Raw genomic sequence first — 19,163 nt, 5'->3', positions numbered from 1 at the left:
GCACTAAGTAGGTGGACACAATACAAGCTAACGGTGGAGATGGTCATTTGTCATTTGTCATTCGTCATTCGTCGCAGAATGTTTGTCATCCGTTGGGGCGGGTTTAGTGACATCAGGGTGAAAAGCAAATGTTAATGGTAAAACCCGCCCCTATTCCTCATCTTCCCCATCTCCCTCTGCTCCCTCCGCTTCCCCTGCTTCCCCAGCTCCCTCCGCTCCCCCATCTTCCCCTCACCACAGCACTTATTCAGCAACCCCTCATTAAGCCAACCCCCGCAGCAGTGATTGCACTAATAACTGAAAGTGAGTCGCTTCATGAGTTGCCATAACCGAAATGCGAATCCGACTCGTGGGAACCGTGGGAGGACGAATAGCTGGGGCAAAAATACTTGCTGTTTTTAGCTGTTGTGCCATGTTCAAAACATCTTTAACATTGGTAAATTGAAGGCACAAAATTGGCGATTCAGAGGGCAATATATTCAGCCCCGGTAACTTTTGCTGAATTAAAGACTTGAGCATTTCTACATTCTGCCAAAGTCGATCGCGACGTTGTGGTTCTTTTTGGACAATTTCAATCGCCGTTAACGCCGCCGCCGTATCAGCCGGAGATAGTCCAGTAGTATAAATCCAGCTAGGGGCGCGATTTCTCAAGAAATCAATCAGAGTCGCTGAACCCGCAATATATCCCCCTAAACTCCCCAATGCTTTACTCAATGTTCCCATTTGAATTAAGGAGTGTTCCGTACAGCCAAAATGTTCCACACAGCCTGCACCTGTAACACCTAAAACACCCGTTGCATGGGCTTCATCAACGAGTACCATGCTGCTAAATTGATCCGCTAGTGAGAGAATGTCTGGCAAGGGACATAAATCCCCATCCATACTAAAAACGCTATCAGTTGCAATCAGACAACGGCGGTAATTGTGGCGATGGTGAACCAGTTGATGCTTTAAGTCTTCCATATCCCTATGGATATAGTTGATTACTGTCGCACCACTTAAAATTGCCCCATTCTTGAGGCTAGAGTGATTATACTGATCTGCCAGAATCAGATCTCGCTTCCCCACTAAAGCCGCGATCGCACCTAAATTCGCCAGATAACCCGAACTAAACACCAATGCATCTTCGGTTTGTTTCAGGGATGCGATCGCACATTCCAATTCTCGATGCAATTCCCGATGTCCACTGAGTAACCGAGAACCGGTACTACCTGTACCATAGTGCTGAGTCGCTGTAATCGCGGCTTGAATTAAACGTTCATCTCCCGCCAATCCTAAATAATCATTACTGGCAAAGTTAATCACCTCTCGCCCTTCCAGTTTTACCACCGCACCGGGACGATTTTGCAGCGTTTGCACTGAACGATACCAGTTGGCTTTGTGGATAGTAGAAAGAGAGTCTTCTAACCAAGCATAAGGATTGGTTGTCATAAGTAGGGGCTGCTGAATAAGTTTTGTGGTGGGGAGAGGGAACACCTCGACTTCGCTCGGTGTGTCATAGGGAATAGGCAATAGGCAATAGTTACGCCAGTAGTGGCTTGGCACACATTAATTGGTGGATTAGCATTGTAGGGGCGCAAGGCTTGCGCCCGGTTTAAACGTCAAATCTATTCCACAATTTTAGCTGTGTCAGTCCGCCATCGTGGGCATTGTCCACCAGCCTTAAGTCAGTGACATTCCACATAAGGTTGAGATTAGGGAACAGGCAACAGGAAATACACAATTTAAATGTGTATTAGCTTACTATTTTTCAGCAGCCGGATCAACTTTATCCTGTTGAGTTTCCCCATTTGCCACACTCTCCACTAAACCCATTTCAAAAGCAATTTCCGGTAAATCTTCAGCCTTATATTTTCCCGGTTGAAACATCTGTCCAGGGGTTAAACACATCTGTTTCAGTTCAACAACTTCAGTGGGAGCAAATAATCCTTTCCATCTTCTATTCTCAATGCCCATCGCTGATAACTCCTACGGTGATAAGGACGAAATCCCTGTAGTGCGAACATCCTGCTCGCTACTCATACCTAATTTAAATGCGTGACAGCTTATTCCACTATTTTAGCGGTACCACACCTGTATTTCATACTTTATTTATAAATTTTCTCTCACCCAAGCGCGAAACCCTTTCAACAGCGCAATTTCGCCCATTGTTGTACGCTGCTGAATAAATCGGCTCATTGCACTCACGGATACTAAAGGAAAAGCCAAACTAGATTCACACTCAACATAGTGTCCTTCTACCCGTTGATAAAATCGCAAAACTTGCCCGTTATACCGCAAAAGTTCAGGGACACCTAGCGCCGAGTAAATCCCAAATTTATCTACAGAACTACTGGTAATATCAATTTCAATCGCTAAGTCAGGCGGCGGATCAATTTCTAAATCAATATCTTGCCGACCTCGAACAGCAGGTTCATTTTGGATATAATAACAATTATCTGGTTCTATCCCTCGCTTGACTATTTCTCGTTTCAGCGTTGTCGAACCAGCGCTTTTAATCTCAATATCTAACTCTTCAGCTAATGCAACAATAAAATTACCCAAATTAGCCTTAGGATTCTCATGGTCAAAGCGAGGCGTCCTAATTTCCAACGTGCCGCCGTCATAAGCAAACCGATACCCCCTGTCTTCACCCGTTTCTACCAATAATACTTCAAACGTTTGCCAGCTAATATTCCGCAGGACAGTTCGTTGTTCAGCTAGAGTTGAGCTTATCAACATACCTATAATCTCAATTGAATGGCACGCTCCTTAATGTTACTGACTCATAGAGCTAGGAAATAAATTTATTATTTTTAACCTCAATTAAGCTTTAGCCGACGGGGTATAGCAATTGCCGTAGCGGTTATGACGCATCATTGCATCATTTGGTAAGAGACGTTCCGCCGGAACGTCTCTACAACAGTTCGTAATCGATGTGTCTACTGCTATAACACTTTTAACCCGTTTTAACGGGTTTAAGCTTTTAGCCCCAACTTTAGTTGAGGGCTAATTGGAACTCTACTCCATAACGCTTTTGAAAAAGTCAATCGTCTCTTTCAACGCCTGAACAAACACGTCAATCTCTTCCCGCGTATTGTAAAAATACAAACTCGCCCGCGCTGAACCCGCTACCTCTAAAATGCGGTGCAACGGTTGCGTACAATGATGACCGGAACGAATTGCTACCCCTTCATGGTCTAATAGAGTAGACACATCACTTGCTGCTAATCCCTTGACATTAAACGATGCCAACGCCGCCCTTCCTTTCCCTTCTGCTGTCGGTTGGGGACCATACAGGGTCAAATCAGGAACATCCTGCAATTGCTGGAATAGATACGCCGTCAATTCCTCCTCATAGGCATGGATTTTATCCATACCAATCCCCATTAAATAGTCTACCGCCGCACCCAGCGCGATCGCTTCCCCAATCGCAGGGGTTCCGGCTTCAAATTTGTGGGGCAATTCGGCGTAGGTGGAATAGTCGAGAAAGACTTCCGAAATCATCTCACCCCCACCCATAAAGGGAGGCATTTCCAACAGCAAGTCTAATTTGCCATACAAGAAACCAATCCCTGTAGGCGCACACATTTTGTGACCCGATGCCACTAACCAGTCACAATCCATCCCCTGCACATCAATGGGTGTATGAGGGACAGATTGGCAAGCATCAATCAATACCTTAGCGCCATACTGATGTGCGATCGCACTAATCTCTCCGACTGGGTTAATACATCCCAAGGTATTCGAGACATGCACCACACTAACTAACTTCGTCTTCTCAGAAATCAGAGACTTAAACTGGTCTAAATCAAACTCCTGAGTTTCCGTCAGTTCCACATACTTTAACACTGCCCCCGTCTTCTGGGCAATGATTTGCCAGGGAACAATGTTGCTGTGATGTTCCATCACCGAGAGAATGATCTCATCCCCTGGCTGCAACGTATTTAATCCCCAGCTATACGCCACCAAGTTAATCGCTTCTGAGGCATTCCGGGTAAAAACAATCTCATTCCGCGACGCCGCATTCACAAACGCCGCCACCTTATCCCGCGCTGACTCATACGCTTCTGTCGCCCTGACACTCAGCGCATGAGCGCCTCGGTGGACATTGGCATTGTCCTTTTCATAATAATTTTGCAGCGCCTTAATCACCGCCAACGGCTTCTGAGAGGTGGCAGCACTGTCAAGATAAATTAACGGTTTATCGTGAACTTTCTCCTGCAAAATGGGAAAGTCAGAACGGACGATAGCAGCTAGGGTTTTTTCTTGGGTGATGGTCATTGGTTATTCGTCATTGGTCATTGGTCATTGGTCATTTGTTATTGGTCATTTGTCTTATGTCATTTGTCTTATGTCAAAGAATTATAAAACTCAAAACCATGTCCGACTAGCGAAGCGAAGGATCAGATTCAGGGCGGGTTTTGCATAAAAACTAGATAAAACAATTAACCTTAATCCCTAAACCCGCCCTGGAAAGACGTGCCATGACACGTCTCTACATTTTTTGGGACTACATTGTTCTACACATCGCACATTGGGACAGTCTTTGCCGTAGTGAGTCCACCGGAATACGCTGGAGAATCTCCGCGACAAAGGCATCAATTAATAGATTCCGGGCATTGGTTTCATTCAGTCCCCGACTTTGTAAATAGAACACATCCTCCGGGTCTAATTGACTCACCGTAGCACCGTGAGAACATTTTACTTGGTCAGCCGTAATTTCCAATTGCGGCTTGGTATTTACACGGGCTTTAGCGGACAGCAATAAATTGCGATTCAATTGGGCCGCATTGGTAAATTGAGCCGCTTGCGGCACGAAAACCTTACCATTGAAGACGCCGTGCGCCCGGTCATCTATGATACATTTGTGCAACTGGTCAGTCATGCCATGAGGATGATTCAACAGTACAGCACTGTGGGTATCGGCTACCTGTTCCCCACCAATCATGGTTAACCCGTTAAGGGTGGTTTCAGTCGCCTCACCCGTTTGCACGACTTCTAAATTATGCCGGGATAGTCTCGCCCCTAAACTAATCGCGTTACACGTATAACGGCTATTCCGGGCTTGGGTGACGGCTGTTTTACCAATGTGGAACCCATCAATCGCTTCTCGCTGATTCCGGGTATGGATAACTTGGGCGTTATCCTCAATCCAAATCTCCGTCACTTGGTTATTGAAATAAGGACGATTTACCGGAATATCGGGACATCTATCGACATTCGCCGCGAAATGTTCAATCAGATTCACCACCGAACCCGCTTCCGCGACAACGAGACAGCGCGGTTGGCATATTACAGGTACATCGTCAGTGGTGGAAATAAACAGCAGATGAATCGGTGTCTCGACTATTTTAGCTTTGGGTATCCACACCACTGCCGCATCCGTAAGTCCCGATGTATTCAGGGCGGCGAAAACATCAGACGCACCCTGTTGTTTACCTAAATAATTGGGGATTCGTTCCTGATACGCCGCAGGTAAACCCGCCAAATTCCCCACATATACGCCTTCAGGTAATCCACTCACCGATGATAAATCTGGCGCATACACCCCATTGACAAAAACTAATCGACTATCCGGGGTTTCGGGTAGGGTGAGGGAAGTCAAGTCTAAGTGTTGCAGGAATTGTTCAAAAAACGCCTCCACCCCTTGAAAATTCACCGCCAATAACGGCGACAAATCTGTAAACCGCCATTCTTCATCCCGACGGGTTGGAATCGCTAATTCTTCCACAATCGCCGCCGCTTGATCCCGTAGTTGCTGGAGAGTGGCGTTTAATTCTCCCCCGACAACGGGTTCATCTTGGCGACATTGGTCTAATAGCGCCTTTAAATAAGAAATTTCCGGTTTTGCAGATAGTTGTATACTCATTAGGCAATCACCTCAGCCGCCGCTTCTTCTATTACCCAGTCATAACCACGGGATTCTAATTCTAATGCCAATTCCTTACCCCCGGTTTTGAGGATACGCCCTCCTGCCATGACATGAACATAATCGGGTTCAATATAATTGAGCATCCGTTGGTAGTGGGTAATCAAAATCATGGCATTGTCCGGAGTTGCCAACTGATTCACTCCATTGGCGACAATCTTCAGCGCGTCAATATCCAAACCAGAATCAGTCTCATCCAGAATCGCCAGTTTGGGTTCTAACAGCGCCATTTGCAAAATCTCATTCCGCTTCTTCTCACCGCCAGAGAAGCCTTCATTTAAACTACGTTCTAAGAAGCTGGGATTCATCTTGACAATTTCCAGCTTTTCTTCTATTAGATCTTCAAAATCAAACGTATCAATTTCCTCTAATCCCTGATGCTTACGGCGGGAATTATAGGCGACGCGCAAGAAGTCTAAATTACTGACACCGGGAATTTCTAAGGGATACTGAAACGCTAGAAATATGCCAGCTAATGCCCGTTCTTCGGGTTCGAGTTCCAGCAGATTTTGCCCCAGGAAGGTGATCTCGCCCCCGGTAACTTCGTAGGCGGGGTGTCCGGCTAAAAGCTTGGAAAAGGTGCTTTTCCCTGAGCCATTTTGTCCCATAATGGCGTGAATTTCTCCCGCCTTTACCTCTAGAGTTAAGCCCTTGAGGATTTGTTGTCCTTCAACGTTTGCCGTCAAATTGCGGACGGATAAGATTACGTCGCTATTTTCTCTAATCATTGCTCGTTACTACAAGGTTTTGCCAATTCTGATAGATGAGATGGGATGGGATGTTCCAGACGTAGCATACTACGTCTCTACAATCGGGGCGGGTGTAGGGTGCGTAGGGTGCGTTAGCGAAGCGTAACGCACCATTTCAAGCGTAACGCACCATTTAAAACGATAGTCGTGAAACCCGCCCCTACAGACGCGCCATGGTACTTTTCCAACCCCTAACCCACGGCTCCTTCTAATTTCAGACTCAATAATTTATCGGCTTCAGCGGCAAATTCCATCGGCAGTTCGTTGAAGACATCCTGACAAAAACCACTGACAATCATAGAAACCGCATCTTCTTCGGAGATTCCGCGTTGGGTAAAGTAGAAAAGCTGATCCTCGCCAATTTTTGAGGTTGAGGCTTCGTGTTCAACCTTAGCCTTATTATTTTCAACTTGAATATAAGGGAACGTATTCGCCTCAGCGGTATCCCCAATTAACATGGAATCGCACTGAGAATAATTCCGCGATCCTTTTGCTTTCGGACTAACTTTCACTAATCCCCGATAGCTATTCTTAGAATTGCCAGCGGAAATCCCTTTAGAAATAATCGTGCTACGGGTGTTTTTGCCAATATGCACCATTTTGGTTCCCGTGTCGGCTTGCTGCATGTTATTAGTTAATGCCACGGAATAAAACTCACCGACAGAGTTATCTCCCACGAGAACACAACTGGGATATTTCCAGGTAATCGCTGAACCCGTTTCTACCTGCGTCCAGGAAATCTTGGAGTTAACCCCTTTGCACAAGCCACGCTTGGTGACAAAGTTATAGATTCCACCTTTACCTTTTTCATCTCCTGCAAACCAATTTTGCACGGTGGAGTATTTAATCTCGGCGTTATCCAGGGTGACGAGTTCGACAACGGCGGCGTGGAGTTGGTTGGTATCGTACATGGGGGCGGTACACCCTTCTAAGTAACTCACCGAACTCCCTTCTTCGGCGACAATCAGGGTACGCTCAAACTGTCCCGTGTCTCCGGTATTAATCCGGAAATAGGTGGACAGTTCCATGGGACATTTGACACCTTTGGGAATAAACACAAAGGAACCGTCACTAAACACCGCCGAGTTCAGGGCAGCAAAGTAATTATCACCGACAGGAACCACACTACCCAGATATTTCTGTACCAATTCTGGGTGTTCTTGCAGCGCTTCGGAGATGGAACAGAAGATAACCCCAGCTTCGGCTAACTTGTCTTTAAACGTGGTGGCGACGGAAACGCTATCGAAAATCGCATCCACGGCGACGTTAGACAGTCGCTTCTGTTCAGATAGGGGAATCCCCAGTTTTTCAAAGGTTTCCAGGAGGGCGGGGTCAACCTCCTCTAGGCTGTTCAGCTTTTCCGTTTTCTTTTTCGGGGCGGAGTAGTAAATGATATCCTGATAGTTGATGGGCGGATAGTTAACGTGGGGCCACGTCGGTTCCTCCATCTTCAACCATTGGCGATAGGCTTTGAGACGAAACTCCAGCATGAACTCTGGTTCGTTCTTCTTGGCGGAGATCAGGCGTACTACGTCTTCACTCAAGCCACGGGGAATGGTATCGGCTTCGATATCGGTGACAAAGCCGTACTTGTAAGGCTGGTTAACTAATTTTTTAACGGTAGCAGTCATTCGCTTCAGTGTTCTCTCTTCGATTAAGGATGGGAAGTGGTTCGTCTGTGGTTACCAGTTTGACAGGGTTCGGGCTGATTGCGGTAACGTTGCACTAGCTCTAGACTAAAACAACACCTTTGTTGTTTAACTCTATTGTAGGTTATATTAACAACTAGGATGTTGTCAAAGTCAACTAAATTTCTTCTCTTGCCCTAACACAAGCGTGATTTCACCCCAAAAGCCGATGACCACCACTCAGCAATCTTCTACCAAGCAAGACATTTTGCAGTATTTACTCAAACAGGAGCAAGCGATCGCACATGCATTAGCGGAAGCTCTGGATATTAGTCCCCAAGCCATTCGGCGTCACCTGAAGGATTTAGAAGCCGAGGGACTGATAGAGTATAAGTCGGTATCCATGGGAATGGGGCGTCCTCAACATGTTTACCGCTTGAGCAAAAAAGGACGCGATCGCTTCCCTAACCATTATGGTGAGTTTGCTGTGTCTTTGCTGGACACCTTAGAAGAAACCGTGGGGGCTGAACAGGTGAGTACCATCCTCCAGAAACAGTGGGAACGCAAAGCCATGGAATACCGCCAGCTTTTGGGTCAAGGTTCCTTAGCCGAACGAGTCGCCAAATTGGTAGAACTGCGCCAAAGTGAAGGCTATATGGCGGAATGGTATCCGGTTGAATCGAGTGATGGTAGTGAGCAGCCCCATAACCAGTTTATTTTGAAAGAACACAACTGTGCGATTTCCAACGTCGCTGAATCCTTTCCCAGCGTCTGCGGACATGAATTAGAAATGTTTGCCGCTATCCTACCCGATTGTCAAGTCGAGCGCACCCACTGGATTAATCAAGGAGAACATCAGTGTGGTTATTTGATTCAGGCGAAATAATTTGTTATTGGTCATTGGTCATTGGTCATTGGTCATTGGTCATTTGTCCTTTGTCCTTTGTCCTTTGCTTCCTCATCTTCCCCATCTCCCCAAGAAGGGCGGGTTTAGTCAAGTTATCGGTTTTGTGCCACAACGTTATGGGTAAAACCCGCCCCTACAGATTGACTTTCCCTGCACCTCCACTTTCTTATGTCCCAACAACCGACGACACAATTTTTAAGTCCAGAGGAATCTGCTGCAGTCGATAAAGCGTTACTCGCATCCCATGAGAAGTTTTTAACCCGATTAACTATTTCATCCCTGCGCCTTTTAACCCATATTGCCCAAGACACAGGAGTGGCTGTGGAAGAGTTGACGCCTCAGCAGGTGATTGATTGGTTTGAAAACGATAGTAAGATTCGCCACGAACAGGGATCAGATGCCGCATTTTTGAAGTGGTGATTGGGTACTGCCACGCCACTAATACCAAGTTGCAGTCAAGGAGGTAATCTGTCATGCATCGGTATACAGACAGATCCCCGATTTCTTGAAGAAGTCGGGGATCTTGCTTAGATTAACCTAAACGACTAACTGATTAAAATTTTTTCATGAAAAAATAGAACATTTCATCGTGAAGATAACGCTTCAAAAATTCACATAAATTAATAAAACTAAAATTATTCAAATAAATAAAATAAGTTTGCCAAGAATTTATAGATTGAGCAGGTAATTTTATGCGGATTTTACCTATTCGCTAGTGAAGATTAATTATGATGGCGAGTATACAAACTCGTGGGTAGAGGTAATTCCGTGAAACTTAAATTAACTTTTTTATTATCGATCGCCTTCGTCGCGGGTGTAGCGGCAAAAGCGCAAGCGGCGAATTTTTTTACCTATAATCCGAATGAGCAAGAAATTTATCACAGCACATTTGATGACGCAGACGATTGGCAGCTAAACAATACCACCGTCGCTCAGGGTGAACTTCAGGCTAATCCGGAGGCGAATTGGGCATCAGCCTACTACGATCTCTCATCGTTGAATCAATTGGATTTAGATGAGGGTGATATCGCTCTTTACTGGAGCGCTCGCACAGATCGAAGTAAACCCGAACTGGGTAAGTTCTTTATGGAACTGAATGTTGCACCAACAGATACCCAGGAACCGCGCCAAATTAACTGGAATATCCGTCCTATTTCTCCCCGTGATGGAAATTTCCGCAATTTACCCTATTTACTCTACGTTGATCCCGGCTTTCAGATTCCCCATGAAGTTGAGCAAGAATTGGTTGTTCCGGATCAATTTCCTGATACTGAAACTTACGAGAGTTTCCGACTCACACTCAGTAAAACGGGAGTGGATACGGTTGAAGTTACACCTTACTATTGGCTGAATGATAATTGGCAAGTGTTTTCCGCTAAAGACGGTTCAACCCTACCCATGAGCGTCAGTATCCAAGATAACCTAGAAGGTCAAGACTATTTTGAGTCCCTCAGCTTTCGGTTCCGCAAAAATCGATCCTATCTTGATGCAGTTGCCATTACTCGAATTCCCACCGATTCAGAACCCGTCGATATTCCAGAAGCGTCTACAGCATTAGGTTTATTCGCCATGGGTGCTTGGGGAATCCATCAGTTTATCCAAAAGTTTAATCGATAAAAATTAACACGCTTCAACCCATTGCGCCTGATTTACCGCATAGTTCTCCAAGCCAGATCCCCGACTTATTGAAGAAGTCGGGGATCTCTGTATCATTTTGGTTTAAACCCTGTAATTTTTATCCTTTGAATTAAATTGCGCTGATGAGCGTATAAAAATTACGTCGTTTAGCTTAGGTTGATAAAATATATGTGCATGAAGATAGATATATAGTTAGCATCCCTAGCGCGTCGGTCAAGTATTCCGAGAAACCGGGTTATAGCCTTAACAAAGCAGGTTAGGACATTTTGACTGTTGCCTGTTGCCTGTTGCCTTTTGCCTTTTGGGATAAACTGATGTCCTAACGTGTGTGCGTAGTGCTATAAGAGTGAGGATGACAACGAAATATCCAGCTTTCACCCTGCTCGGAGCCGGTTTCTTGACCGGTGTCCTAGAGGGAATTAGGCGAACCTATTCATTCTTGACGTGTAACCTATGATTAGTCTTCCTAGCTACCAAATTATCGCTCAAATCTACGAAAGCACGAATTCTGTAGTCTATCGCGGCATCCGAGAACTTGATCAAGTAGCCGTTATCCTCAAAGTTCTCAAACAAGATTATCCGACACCGAATGAAATCACCCAATATAAGCAGGAATACGAAATCATCAGGAATTTGGATATAGAAGGCGTTGTCAAAGCTTATGACATCCAACCTTATCAGAGAACCTTCGTGATTATTATAGAAGATTTCGGCGGCTCATCCTTAAACCATTGGTTGAAAGAGGGTGTCGAGAAACAATATATCCTACCGCTAGAAGAATTTCTATCCATTGCCATCAAGATAACTGAGAGTTTAGCGTATATCCACACGGCTAATATTATCCACAAAGATATTAATCCGAGCAATATCGTCTATAATCCCAACACTGAAACCCTGAAAATCATCGACTTTGGCATTTCCACCCAATTAACCCGTTCTAATCCTACTCTTAAAAATCCCAATGTTTTAGAGGGAACTCTTACCTATATTTCGCCGGAACAAACCGGACGAATGAATCGGGCGCTGGATTATCGCACCGACTTTTATTCCCTAGGCGTCACGTTCTACGAATTACTCACCGGAAGGCTACCGTTTGAAACCACTGATGCGTTGGAGTTGGTGCATTGTCATATTGCCAAACAACCAATTCCCCCCCATGAACTCGTAGGGGTGCACCGACGTGCGCCCAACCGACATGGACGTGCGCCCAACCGACGTGCGCCCATTCCCAAAATGGTTTCAGATATTATCATGAAACTGATGGCAAAAACAGCGGAACAGCGATATCAAAGTGCCTGGGGAATTGTTGCCGATTTGCAAGACTGTTTGAGACAGTGGGAATCAACGGGAACCATCGCAGACTTTCCTTTAGGAACTCACGATATATCAGATAAGTTTCAAGTGTCTCAGAAACTTTATGGACGAGACACAGAAGTTGAAACCCTACTGAACGCATTTGAGCGAGTGGCATCAACCAAAGAACCAGGCGGTTTAAGTGGCATTGAATTGATGTTTATTTCTGGATATTCTGGTGTTGGTAAGTCAGCCTTAGTCCAAGAAATCTATAAACCGATCACTGAAAAATGCGGCTACTTTATTTCCGGAAAATTTGACCAATTTAAGCGAAATATTCCTTACTCTGCCGTCGTTGATGCCTTTCAAGAATTAGTGAGGCAACTGCTAACTGAAAGCGAAACTCAGCTAAATCAGTGGCGAGAACGAATACAACAGGCAGTGGGGGATAATGGTCAAGTGATTATTGATGTTATTCCCGATGTCGAACTGATTATTGGTCAACAACCGGCTGTCCCTGAATTGGGTGCTACAGAGTCTCAGAATCGCTTTAATCTAGTCTTGGGTAACTTCATTCGAGCCTGTTGTGCCAAAGAGCATCCTTTGGTTATCTTCTTAGACGATTTACAGTGGGCAGATTTAGCAACACTCCGGTTGATTGAACGGTTAGCTATCGATAGTCAAATGGATTATCTCTTGCTGATTGGCGCCTATCGGGATAATGAAGTGAGTTTGACTCATCCCTTGACTATGACCCTAAAACAATTGCACAAACAAGGAGCAATTGTGAATTGGATTACCTTATCCCCTTTGACGCTTGAACCAATTTGTCATCTGATTGCTGATACATTACATCGTGATATCACCTCCGTGAAACCTTTAGCTGAATTGGTGCTAGAGAAAACCGAGGGCAATCCCTTCTTTGTGAATGAATTTCTCAAAACTCTGTACGATGAAAATTTGATTACATTTAAACCTGATGGGGACTTTCAATGGATCTGGGATATTGACCAAATTAAGACAATGAATATCACGGATAATGTGGTGGAGTTAATGATTGGCAAGTTGCAAAAACTACCAGAGTCCACGCAGCAGGTTTTACGTCTTGCTGCTTGTGTGGGAGCGGATTTTGATCTAAACACACTGGCGATTATTTGTGAAATGTCATCGGGTGAACTTTTTCCCGAATTAATACCAGCCATTCAAACCGGCTTAATTCTACCAACTAGTGAGTTATATCAAGACCTATCGATTCAAAATTATAAGTTTTTACATGACCGGGTACAACAGGCTGCTTATACCTTAATCGACGAAAACCAAAAACAAATAATTCATTTGAAAATAGCTCGATTGTTATTAAAAAACAAAGCGTTAAATGCCGTTTTATTAGATGTATTTGAAGTCGTTGATCATTTCAATTTTGGTGTTGAAATTGTAACCGAACAAGAAGAACGAGAGGAAATTGCCAAACTGAATTTGATGGCAGGTGAAAAAGCGAACGCCGCAACAGCTTATGCAGCAGCGATTAATTATTTGAAGGTGGGACTAAAGCTGCTGAATCCCGATAGTTGGCAGAGTCAATATGACCTTACTTTAAACCTATACTCAGAAGCCGTAGAAGCCGCGTATCTTAACGGTAACTTTGAGGAGATGGAACAGCTAACTATTGAGGTACAAAACAACGCCATAAAAACCCTGGATAAAGTAAAAATTTACGATAGCAAAATTCAAGCTAATGTATCACAAAGCAACTTAAAAGAAGCGATTAAACTCGGACTGCAAATGCTAGAGCAGTTGGGAATAAATTTACCAGAAAACCCCAGTAAATTGGATATTCAAAGAGGATTCGAGGAAACCGCTTCACTTTATGCTGAGCAAGAAATTGAAGAGTTAATGAACTTGCCGAACATGAGCGAACCTGAGCCACAGGCAGCTATCTATATCCTATCTAGTATCAGTGCTGCTGCCTATATCGCTGCTCCTGAACTGATGTTACTGATTGTGTTATCAATGACTAATTTATCTATTAAATATGGTCATAGCAATTTGTCTGCATTTAGTTATGCCTGTTATGGATTAATTCTCTGTGGAGTTATTCAAGACATTGAGTTAGGTTATAAATTCGGCAAATTGGGTTTAACGTTGGTAGAAAAATTAAATCCCAGGAGAGGTAAGGCTAGGGCATTGGAGGTATTGGGGGCTCACGTAATACATTGGAAAGAACATTTCCGGGAAACACTACCCATTGTGATTGAGGGCTATCAAAGCGGATTGGAAACCGGAGAATTTGAGTTTGCTAGTTATTGTGCATTTTTTGTCTGCGATCATTCATATTTTGTCGGTCACGAACTGATAAGTCTAGAACAGAGGATGGCGACTTACGGGAATGCCATCTGTCAAATTAGACGGAAAAACCCGTTTAATTGGGTGGCAATGTTTCGGCAGGCAGTCCTTAACTTGCTAGGTCAGTCTAAAAATCTAAGTTGTTTAATCGGTGATGCCTATAATGAGGAGCAATGGTTACCCCTAGCTATTGAAGCCAATGACAGGTTAGGACTTCACTTACTCTACCTCAATAAACTTATCTTATGTTATCTGTTTGGTGAGCAGCCTCAAGCTATACAAAATGCTGTTATGGCAGAACAGTATTTAGACGGTGTGATAGCAATGGTAGTCGTCCCTCTATTCCATTTCTATGATTCTCTAGCACATTTAGGCGTGTTTGCTGATGCTTCAGATTCTGAAAAAGAAGCTTTGCTGAATCGGGTTATCACTAACCAAGCAAAAATGCAGAACTGGGCGGATCATGCCCCGATGAATTTCTTGCACAAATATCATTTAGTTGAAGCTGAGAAAGCGCGATTTTTAGGGCAAGTTCTTGAAGCTGAAGAGTTTTATGAACAAGCCATTATCGGCGCCAGTAAAAACAAATATATTCAAGAAGAAGCCTTAGCTTATGAATTAGCGGCAAAGTTTTACCTAGAACGTGGCAGATTGAAGATTGCTCAAACCTATATGAAAGAGGCACACTACGCCTATACGTGCTGGGGAGCCAGAGCAAAAGTAGAAGATTTGGAAGCAAAATACCCACAGTTACTACAAAAATCATCATCGGCTAAAAGTATTACTTCCCCCCCAACGACAACTATCAAGTCTACCAGTGGTAGTCAGTCAGGCGAAGGATTAGATTTAGCCAGCGTCATGAAAGCCTCTCAAGCCATTGCGGGTGAAATTGTGCTGGATAAATTACTCACCAAATTAATGAAGATTCTCGTCGAGAATGCTGGAGCGCAAACAGGCTGTTTACTTTTGGAAGACGCTGGAACATGGTCAATTGAAGCAGCCGGTAATGTGGATTCTGATACGGTTACAGTGTTGCAATCTCTTCCCGTTGAGCAAAACTTACCCGTCTCGATTCTTAACTATGTCATTCGGACTCAAGAAATCGTGGTTGAGAGAGATGCGGCAAATCAAGGCAGATTTACCCAGGATTCCTATATCCAAACCCATCAAACCAAATCACTCTTGTGTGCGCCCTTGGTGAATCAAGGTCAACTTACAGGTATTATCTATCTGGAAAATAATCTAACCACCGATGCCTTTACCCAAAACCGACTCGACGTTCTACAATTACTATCAGGACAAGCCGCGATCGCAATGACCAATGCGAAACTCTACAGCCAAGTCACCGAAAGTGAACAACGGTTAACCCAATACCTGAATGCTATGCCGATTGCAGTATCGGTTCATGACAAGACGGGACAACTGACTTATGCGAATCAGACAGCCAGACAGGTGTTGGGGATAGAGGTTCCCCCGGAAGCCACAACTGAAGAGTTAGCCAAGGCCTATCGCGTTTACCGTGCCAAAACTGGGGAATTGTATCCAGTTGAACAAATGCCTGTAGTGCGTTCTTTGGCGGGTGAAACGGCGAAGGCAGATGATCTGGAATTGCATCACCCCAACCGGGTTATCCCCTTAGAAGTATCTGCCACACCCATCTTTGATGAAACGGGCAAAATCCAATACGCGATCGCTGCGTTTCAAGATATCACAGAACGCCAACAAACACAACAGATTTTAAAAGACTACAACCGCACCTTAGAACGTCAAGTTAACGAACGCACCGAAGCATTACAGGAGAAAAATCAACAACTCGCCGCCACACTCAAGCAACTACAAACCACTCAAAATAAACTGGTTGAATCAGAAAAAATGGCATCGCTGGGGGGATTAGTTGCTGGGGTTGCCCATGAAATTAATACCCCTGTTGGGATTAGCATTACTGCGGCTTCGCTGTTAGCCGAAAAAAGTACCGCATTTTTGCAAACCTATCAACATGGCAAGATGAAACGTTCTCAACTGGAGAAGTTTCTGGACATAGCGATGCAGAGTAGTACGATGGTTTTAAGTAATCTCAATCGAGCGGCGGATTTAATTCAAAGTTTCAAACAAGTTGCAGTTGATCAATCCACAGAAGAACAACGTCAGCTTAATCTAAAACAGTATTTATCGGAGTTTTTAATTTCCCTTAGCCCCAAACTCAAAACCACTCATCATCAGGTAGAAATTCGTGGCGATGAAACCGTAAGCATCAATACTTACCCCGGTGCTTTGTCTCAGATCATCACGAATTTGGTGATTAATTCTCTCACCCATGGCTACTCTCCCCAAGATGCCGGACATTTACTGTTTGATATCACACAAGACGGTGAGGAGATTGTTTTAACCTATACTGATGATGGCAAAGGCATTCCCCCAGAGAACTTGAGCAAAATCTTTGAACCCTTCTTTACGACAAAACGAGGTCAGGGCGGAACTGGGTTAGGGTTGCATATTGTTTATAACTTAGTCACCCAAAAACTCAATGGTACAATTGAATGTGAGAGTCAAGGGGATGCGGGGACAACTTTTATAATCAAGTTGCCGAGTTTAAGGGGTTTGTAGCCGATGCAAGGGGTGGCAACTCTGACAACGGTTAAATGATATAAAGTCCGTGAGTATCGGAATTATGTTTTTTTAACGCAGAGGTTCACGCAGAGGGGGTTGAGGGCTTTGAACGAAAATTTTATAACGTTCGGAAATAACTAGAAGCGATATGACAAATGAAAAATGATAAATGGTCAATCACTAATCACCAGGATGAAGTTGTTTTTGCTGATGAAGAGGATGACGAATTAGTCTTTGCTGATGAAGATGATGATGAATTCAGTACGATAAAGGAGGATGAGACTCAATTTATTGATTATAAAGCAAGGGAGTCACCGATTTCAGCCGGAGACAGTTGGAAGATTCTTATCGTAGACGATGAAGCCGAAATTCACAATGTTACCAAACTGGTTCTCAATGACTTTACCTTTGATGGCAAACCTTTAACCTTTCTCAGTGCTTACTCAGGTAAAGAAGCCATCGCCTTGTTAGAAAAACACCCCAATACCGCGTTGATTTTACTCGATGTGGTGATGGAATCTGAGGACTCTGGATTGGAAGCGGTGAAATATATCCGGGAGGTTTTGGGGAATTTATTAGTGCGGATTATTTTACGCACGGGTCAGCCGGGACAAGCACCGGAAGATGTGGTGATTATTAATTATGATATTAATGACTATAAAACCAAAACCGAACTGACGACACGCAAACTGTTTACAGCGGTTGTCACGGCTTTACGAGCATTTCGCGCTTTAACTAAATTAGAAGAAAGCCGCAGAGAACTGGCAGAAATTGTTCAAGCTTCAGCACGATTTGTCCCTCGTCAGTTTTTACATTTTCTCCATAAAGACAGTATTGTTGATGTCAAATTAGGGGACGCGGTACAAACCAAAATGTCCGTTCTCTTTGCCGACATTCGCTCATTTACTAGCTTGTCGGAAACAATGTCTATTCAGGAAAATTTTGAGTTTATTAATGCTTACCTGCGCCACGTTTGCCCAGTCATTCGTCAGCACAACGGCTTTATTGATAAATATATTGGTGATGGGATCATGGCGCTGTTTCCGGAAACCGCTGATGATGCAGTTAGGGCGGCAATTGAGATGCAAAAAAAAGTGACAATTTATAATGAATATTGCAAAAAAAAGGGTAGCTTGTTAATTAATATAGGAATTGGTATCCATACCGGAAATCTCATGTTGGGAATCATTGGTGAAGAGGAGCGCATAGACAGCACCGTAATCGCTGATGCGGTGAATCTCGCCAGTCGCTTGGAACAGTTAACTAAGCTGTACGGCGCGAGTATTATTATTAGTGGACAAACCTTGGCTCAACTCGATGAGCCGCAACAGTACACCTGCCGTTTTTTGGATCAAGTGAAGGTAAGAGGAAAAAAGATGCCTGTGGCTGTGTTTGAAATTTACGACAGTGATGCTGAGGATTTCAAAGCTTTGAAAACCGAAAGTAAAACTGAATTTGAACAAGGGGTTTGGTTCTATTATCAGAAGCAATTCACTCCAGCACAACAATGTTTTGAGCGGGTTTTACAAGTGAATGAGCAAGATTTAGCGGCTCATCTTTATCTGGAGCGCTGTGAGTTATCTCAACAAACTGGGTTAGCACTGAAGTGGGAAGAGGTTGAAGTGTTGGAGAAACAAGATTAATATACCAGCCAGATCCCTGTGTAATTTTACAGGATGCGATCGCAACAGGCTTCCCATGCTAACATTATCGCAGTTGTTGCTCGGTTAACAGTGTATTAATCCAAATCGGCTCCTCTGTTAACAATGGCGGTACGGGTTCTTGCGTATAATCGATTGCTAAATCATAACTGGCTTGCTCGTACACATTATTCAACAATACCTGTAAATCAACGATGGGTTCTTCATCGCCCGACTTCAAGGGTAAGGGAAATGAGGGAATCGTATCGGGTAAATTAAAGGCATATAAATCAGCTTGAGGACAACGCCTGAAGGGGTGACAAGCAGCTCAAAAGCTTGGCTTACATTGCATTTCCCCCCTCAAGCCTCGAAAAGATGAGAGCTTATTGACAGGTTTATTGCGAATGAATACGTGAATGAGAATGATAATCACCTGGGTGATGATCC

At 44.1% G+C, this 19,163-nt stretch carries 12 protein-coding genes and 1 pseudogene; 5 read left to right on the top strand and 8 right to left on the bottom strand.

What is annotated here, in order from left to right; genetic code table 11:
• Positions 1-261 precede the first annotated feature (261 nt).
• From bioF to sufB, 7 genes are all read right to left on the bottom strand, one after another.
• Positions 262-1,431 carry an 8-amino-7-oxononanoate synthase gene (gene bioF / locus RIG66_RS13380; RefSeq protein ID WP_446378751.1) on the bottom strand — a complete coding sequence of 390 codons (1,170 nt, stop codon included), beginning with the start codon at positions 1,429-1,431 and terminating at the stop codon, positions 262-264.
• Positions 1,432-1,743: 312 nt separating this feature from the next.
• Positions 1,744-1,956, bottom strand: a complete 213-nt coding sequence (locus RIG66_RS13375; protein WP_446378749.1) for a hypothetical protein — start codon at positions 1,954-1,956, stop codon at positions 1,744-1,746.
• 135 nt (positions 1,957-2,091) lie between these two features.
• Entirely contained in the window at positions 2,092-2,721 is a 630-nt protein-coding gene (locus RIG66_RS13370) for a Uma2 family endonuclease (protein WP_446378747.1), read from the bottom strand.
• 279 nt (positions 2,722-3,000) lie between these two features.
• Entirely contained in the window at positions 3,001-4,263 is a 1,263-nt protein-coding gene (locus RIG66_RS13365) for a SufS family cysteine desulfurase (RefSeq protein ID WP_446378745.1), read from the bottom strand.
• Between the two features lie 229 nt (positions 4,264-4,492).
• Complete coding sequence (sufD, locus tag RIG66_RS13360; RefSeq protein WP_446378743.1) at positions 4,493-5,851, bottom strand: Fe-S cluster assembly protein SufD; 1,359 nt, start codon at positions 5,849-5,851, stop codon at positions 4,493-4,495.
• Positions 5,851-6,639 (bottom strand): Fe-S cluster assembly ATPase SufC, encoded by a 789-nt coding sequence (gene sufC, locus RIG66_RS13355; protein ID WP_446378741.1) that lies wholly within the window; start codon positions 6,637-6,639, stop codon positions 5,851-5,853. Before sufC ends, sufD begins: the two co-directional genes overlap by 1 nt.
• 212 nt (positions 6,640-6,851) lie before the next feature.
• On the bottom strand, positions 6,852-8,291 hold the full coding sequence (gene sufB, locus RIG66_RS13350) for a Fe-S cluster assembly protein SufB (protein WP_446378739.1): 1,440 nt from the start codon (positions 8,289-8,291) through the stop codon (positions 6,852-6,854).
• Positions 8,292-8,517: 226 nt separating this feature from the next.
• Between sufB and sufR the strand changes: the two genes are divergently transcribed.
• The 5 genes from sufR (at position 8,518) to RIG66_RS13325 (ending at position 18,719) form a co-directional block, all read left to right on the top strand.
• Complete coding sequence (gene sufR, locus RIG66_RS13345; RefSeq protein ID WP_446378737.1) at positions 8,518-9,174, top strand: iron-sulfur cluster biosynthesis transcriptional regulator SufR; 657 nt, start codon at positions 8,518-8,520, stop codon at positions 9,172-9,174.
• 189 nt (positions 9,175-9,363) lie between these two features.
• Complete coding sequence (locus RIG66_RS13340; RefSeq protein WP_446378735.1) at positions 9,364-9,615, top strand: hypothetical protein; 252 nt, start codon at positions 9,364-9,366, stop codon at positions 9,613-9,615.
• Between the two features lie 348 nt (positions 9,616-9,963).
• Positions 9,964-10,812 carry a hypothetical protein gene (locus RIG66_RS13335; RefSeq protein ID WP_446378733.1) on the top strand — a complete coding sequence of 283 codons (849 nt, stop codon included), beginning with the start codon at positions 9,964-9,966 and terminating at the stop codon, positions 10,810-10,812.
• A gap of 474 nt (positions 10,813-11,286) precedes the next feature.
• Positions 11,287-17,073, top strand: a complete 5,787-nt coding sequence (locus RIG66_RS13330) for a trifunctional serine/threonine-protein kinase/ATP-binding protein/sensor histidine kinase (protein ID WP_446378731.1) — start codon at positions 11,287-11,289, stop codon at positions 17,071-17,073.
• Positions 17,074-17,231: 158 nt separating this feature from the next.
• Complete coding sequence (locus RIG66_RS13325) at positions 17,232-18,719, top strand: adenylate/guanylate cyclase domain-containing protein (RefSeq protein WP_446378729.1); 1,488 nt, start codon at positions 17,232-17,234, stop codon at positions 18,717-18,719.
• Between the two features lie 64 nt (positions 18,720-18,783).
• Here RIG66_RS13325 and RIG66_RS13320 read toward each other — a convergent pair.
• Positions 18,784-19,023, bottom strand: a pseudogene (locus RIG66_RS13320) (DUF4058 family protein); the annotation flags it as partial.
• Positions 19,024-19,163: the final 140 nt, after the last annotated feature.

The organism is Coleofasciculus sp. E2-BRE-01, from assembly GCF_040221695.1.
Taxonomy (GTDB): domain Bacteria; phylum Cyanobacteriota; class Cyanobacteriia; order Cyanobacteriales; family Coleofasciculaceae; genus Coleofasciculus.
Note: the sequence above shows the minus strand (reverse complement) of the source record. Positions and strands in the feature narration are given on the sequence as shown.

Excerpts from the sequence above, each read along its gene's own strand:
- RIG66_RS13365 (WP_446378745.1), bottom strand. The coding sequence starts at position 4,263 with ATGACCATCACCCAAGAAAAAACCCTAGCTGCTATCGTCCGTTCTGAC.
- sufC (WP_446378741.1), bottom strand. The coding sequence starts at position 6,639 with ATGATTAGAGAAAATAGCGACGTAATCTTATCCGTCCGCAATTTGACG.
- RIG66_RS13325 (WP_446378729.1), top strand. The coding sequence starts at position 17,232 with ATGAAAAATGATAAATGGTCAATCACTAATCACCAGGATGAAGTTGTT.
- bioF (WP_446378751.1), bottom strand. The coding sequence starts at position 1,431 with ATGACAACCAATCCTTATGCTTGGTTAGAAGACTCTCTTTCTACTATC.
- sufR (WP_446378737.1), top strand. The coding sequence starts at position 8,518 with ATGACCACCACTCAGCAATCTTCTACCAAGCAAGACATTTTGCAGTAT.
- sufD (WP_446378743.1), bottom strand. The coding sequence starts at position 5,851 with ATGAGTATACAACTATCTGCAAAACCGGAAATTTCTTATTTAAAGGCG.
- RIG66_RS13370 (WP_446378747.1), bottom strand. The coding sequence starts at position 2,721 with ATGTTGATAAGCTCAACTCTAGCTGAACAACGAACTGTCCTGCGGAAT.
- RIG66_RS13340 (WP_446378735.1), top strand. The coding sequence starts at position 9,364 with ATGTCCCAACAACCGACGACACAATTTTTAAGTCCAGAGGAATCTGCT.
- RIG66_RS13330 (WP_446378731.1), top strand. The coding sequence starts at position 11,287 with ATGATTAGTCTTCCTAGCTACCAAATTATCGCTCAAATCTACGAAAGC.
- RIG66_RS13375 (WP_446378749.1), bottom strand. The coding sequence starts at position 1,956 with ATGGGCATTGAGAATAGAAGATGGAAAGGATTATTTGCTCCCACTGAA.
- sufB (WP_446378739.1), bottom strand. The coding sequence starts at position 8,291 with ATGACTGCTACCGTTAAAAAATTAGTTAACCAGCCTTACAAGTACGGC.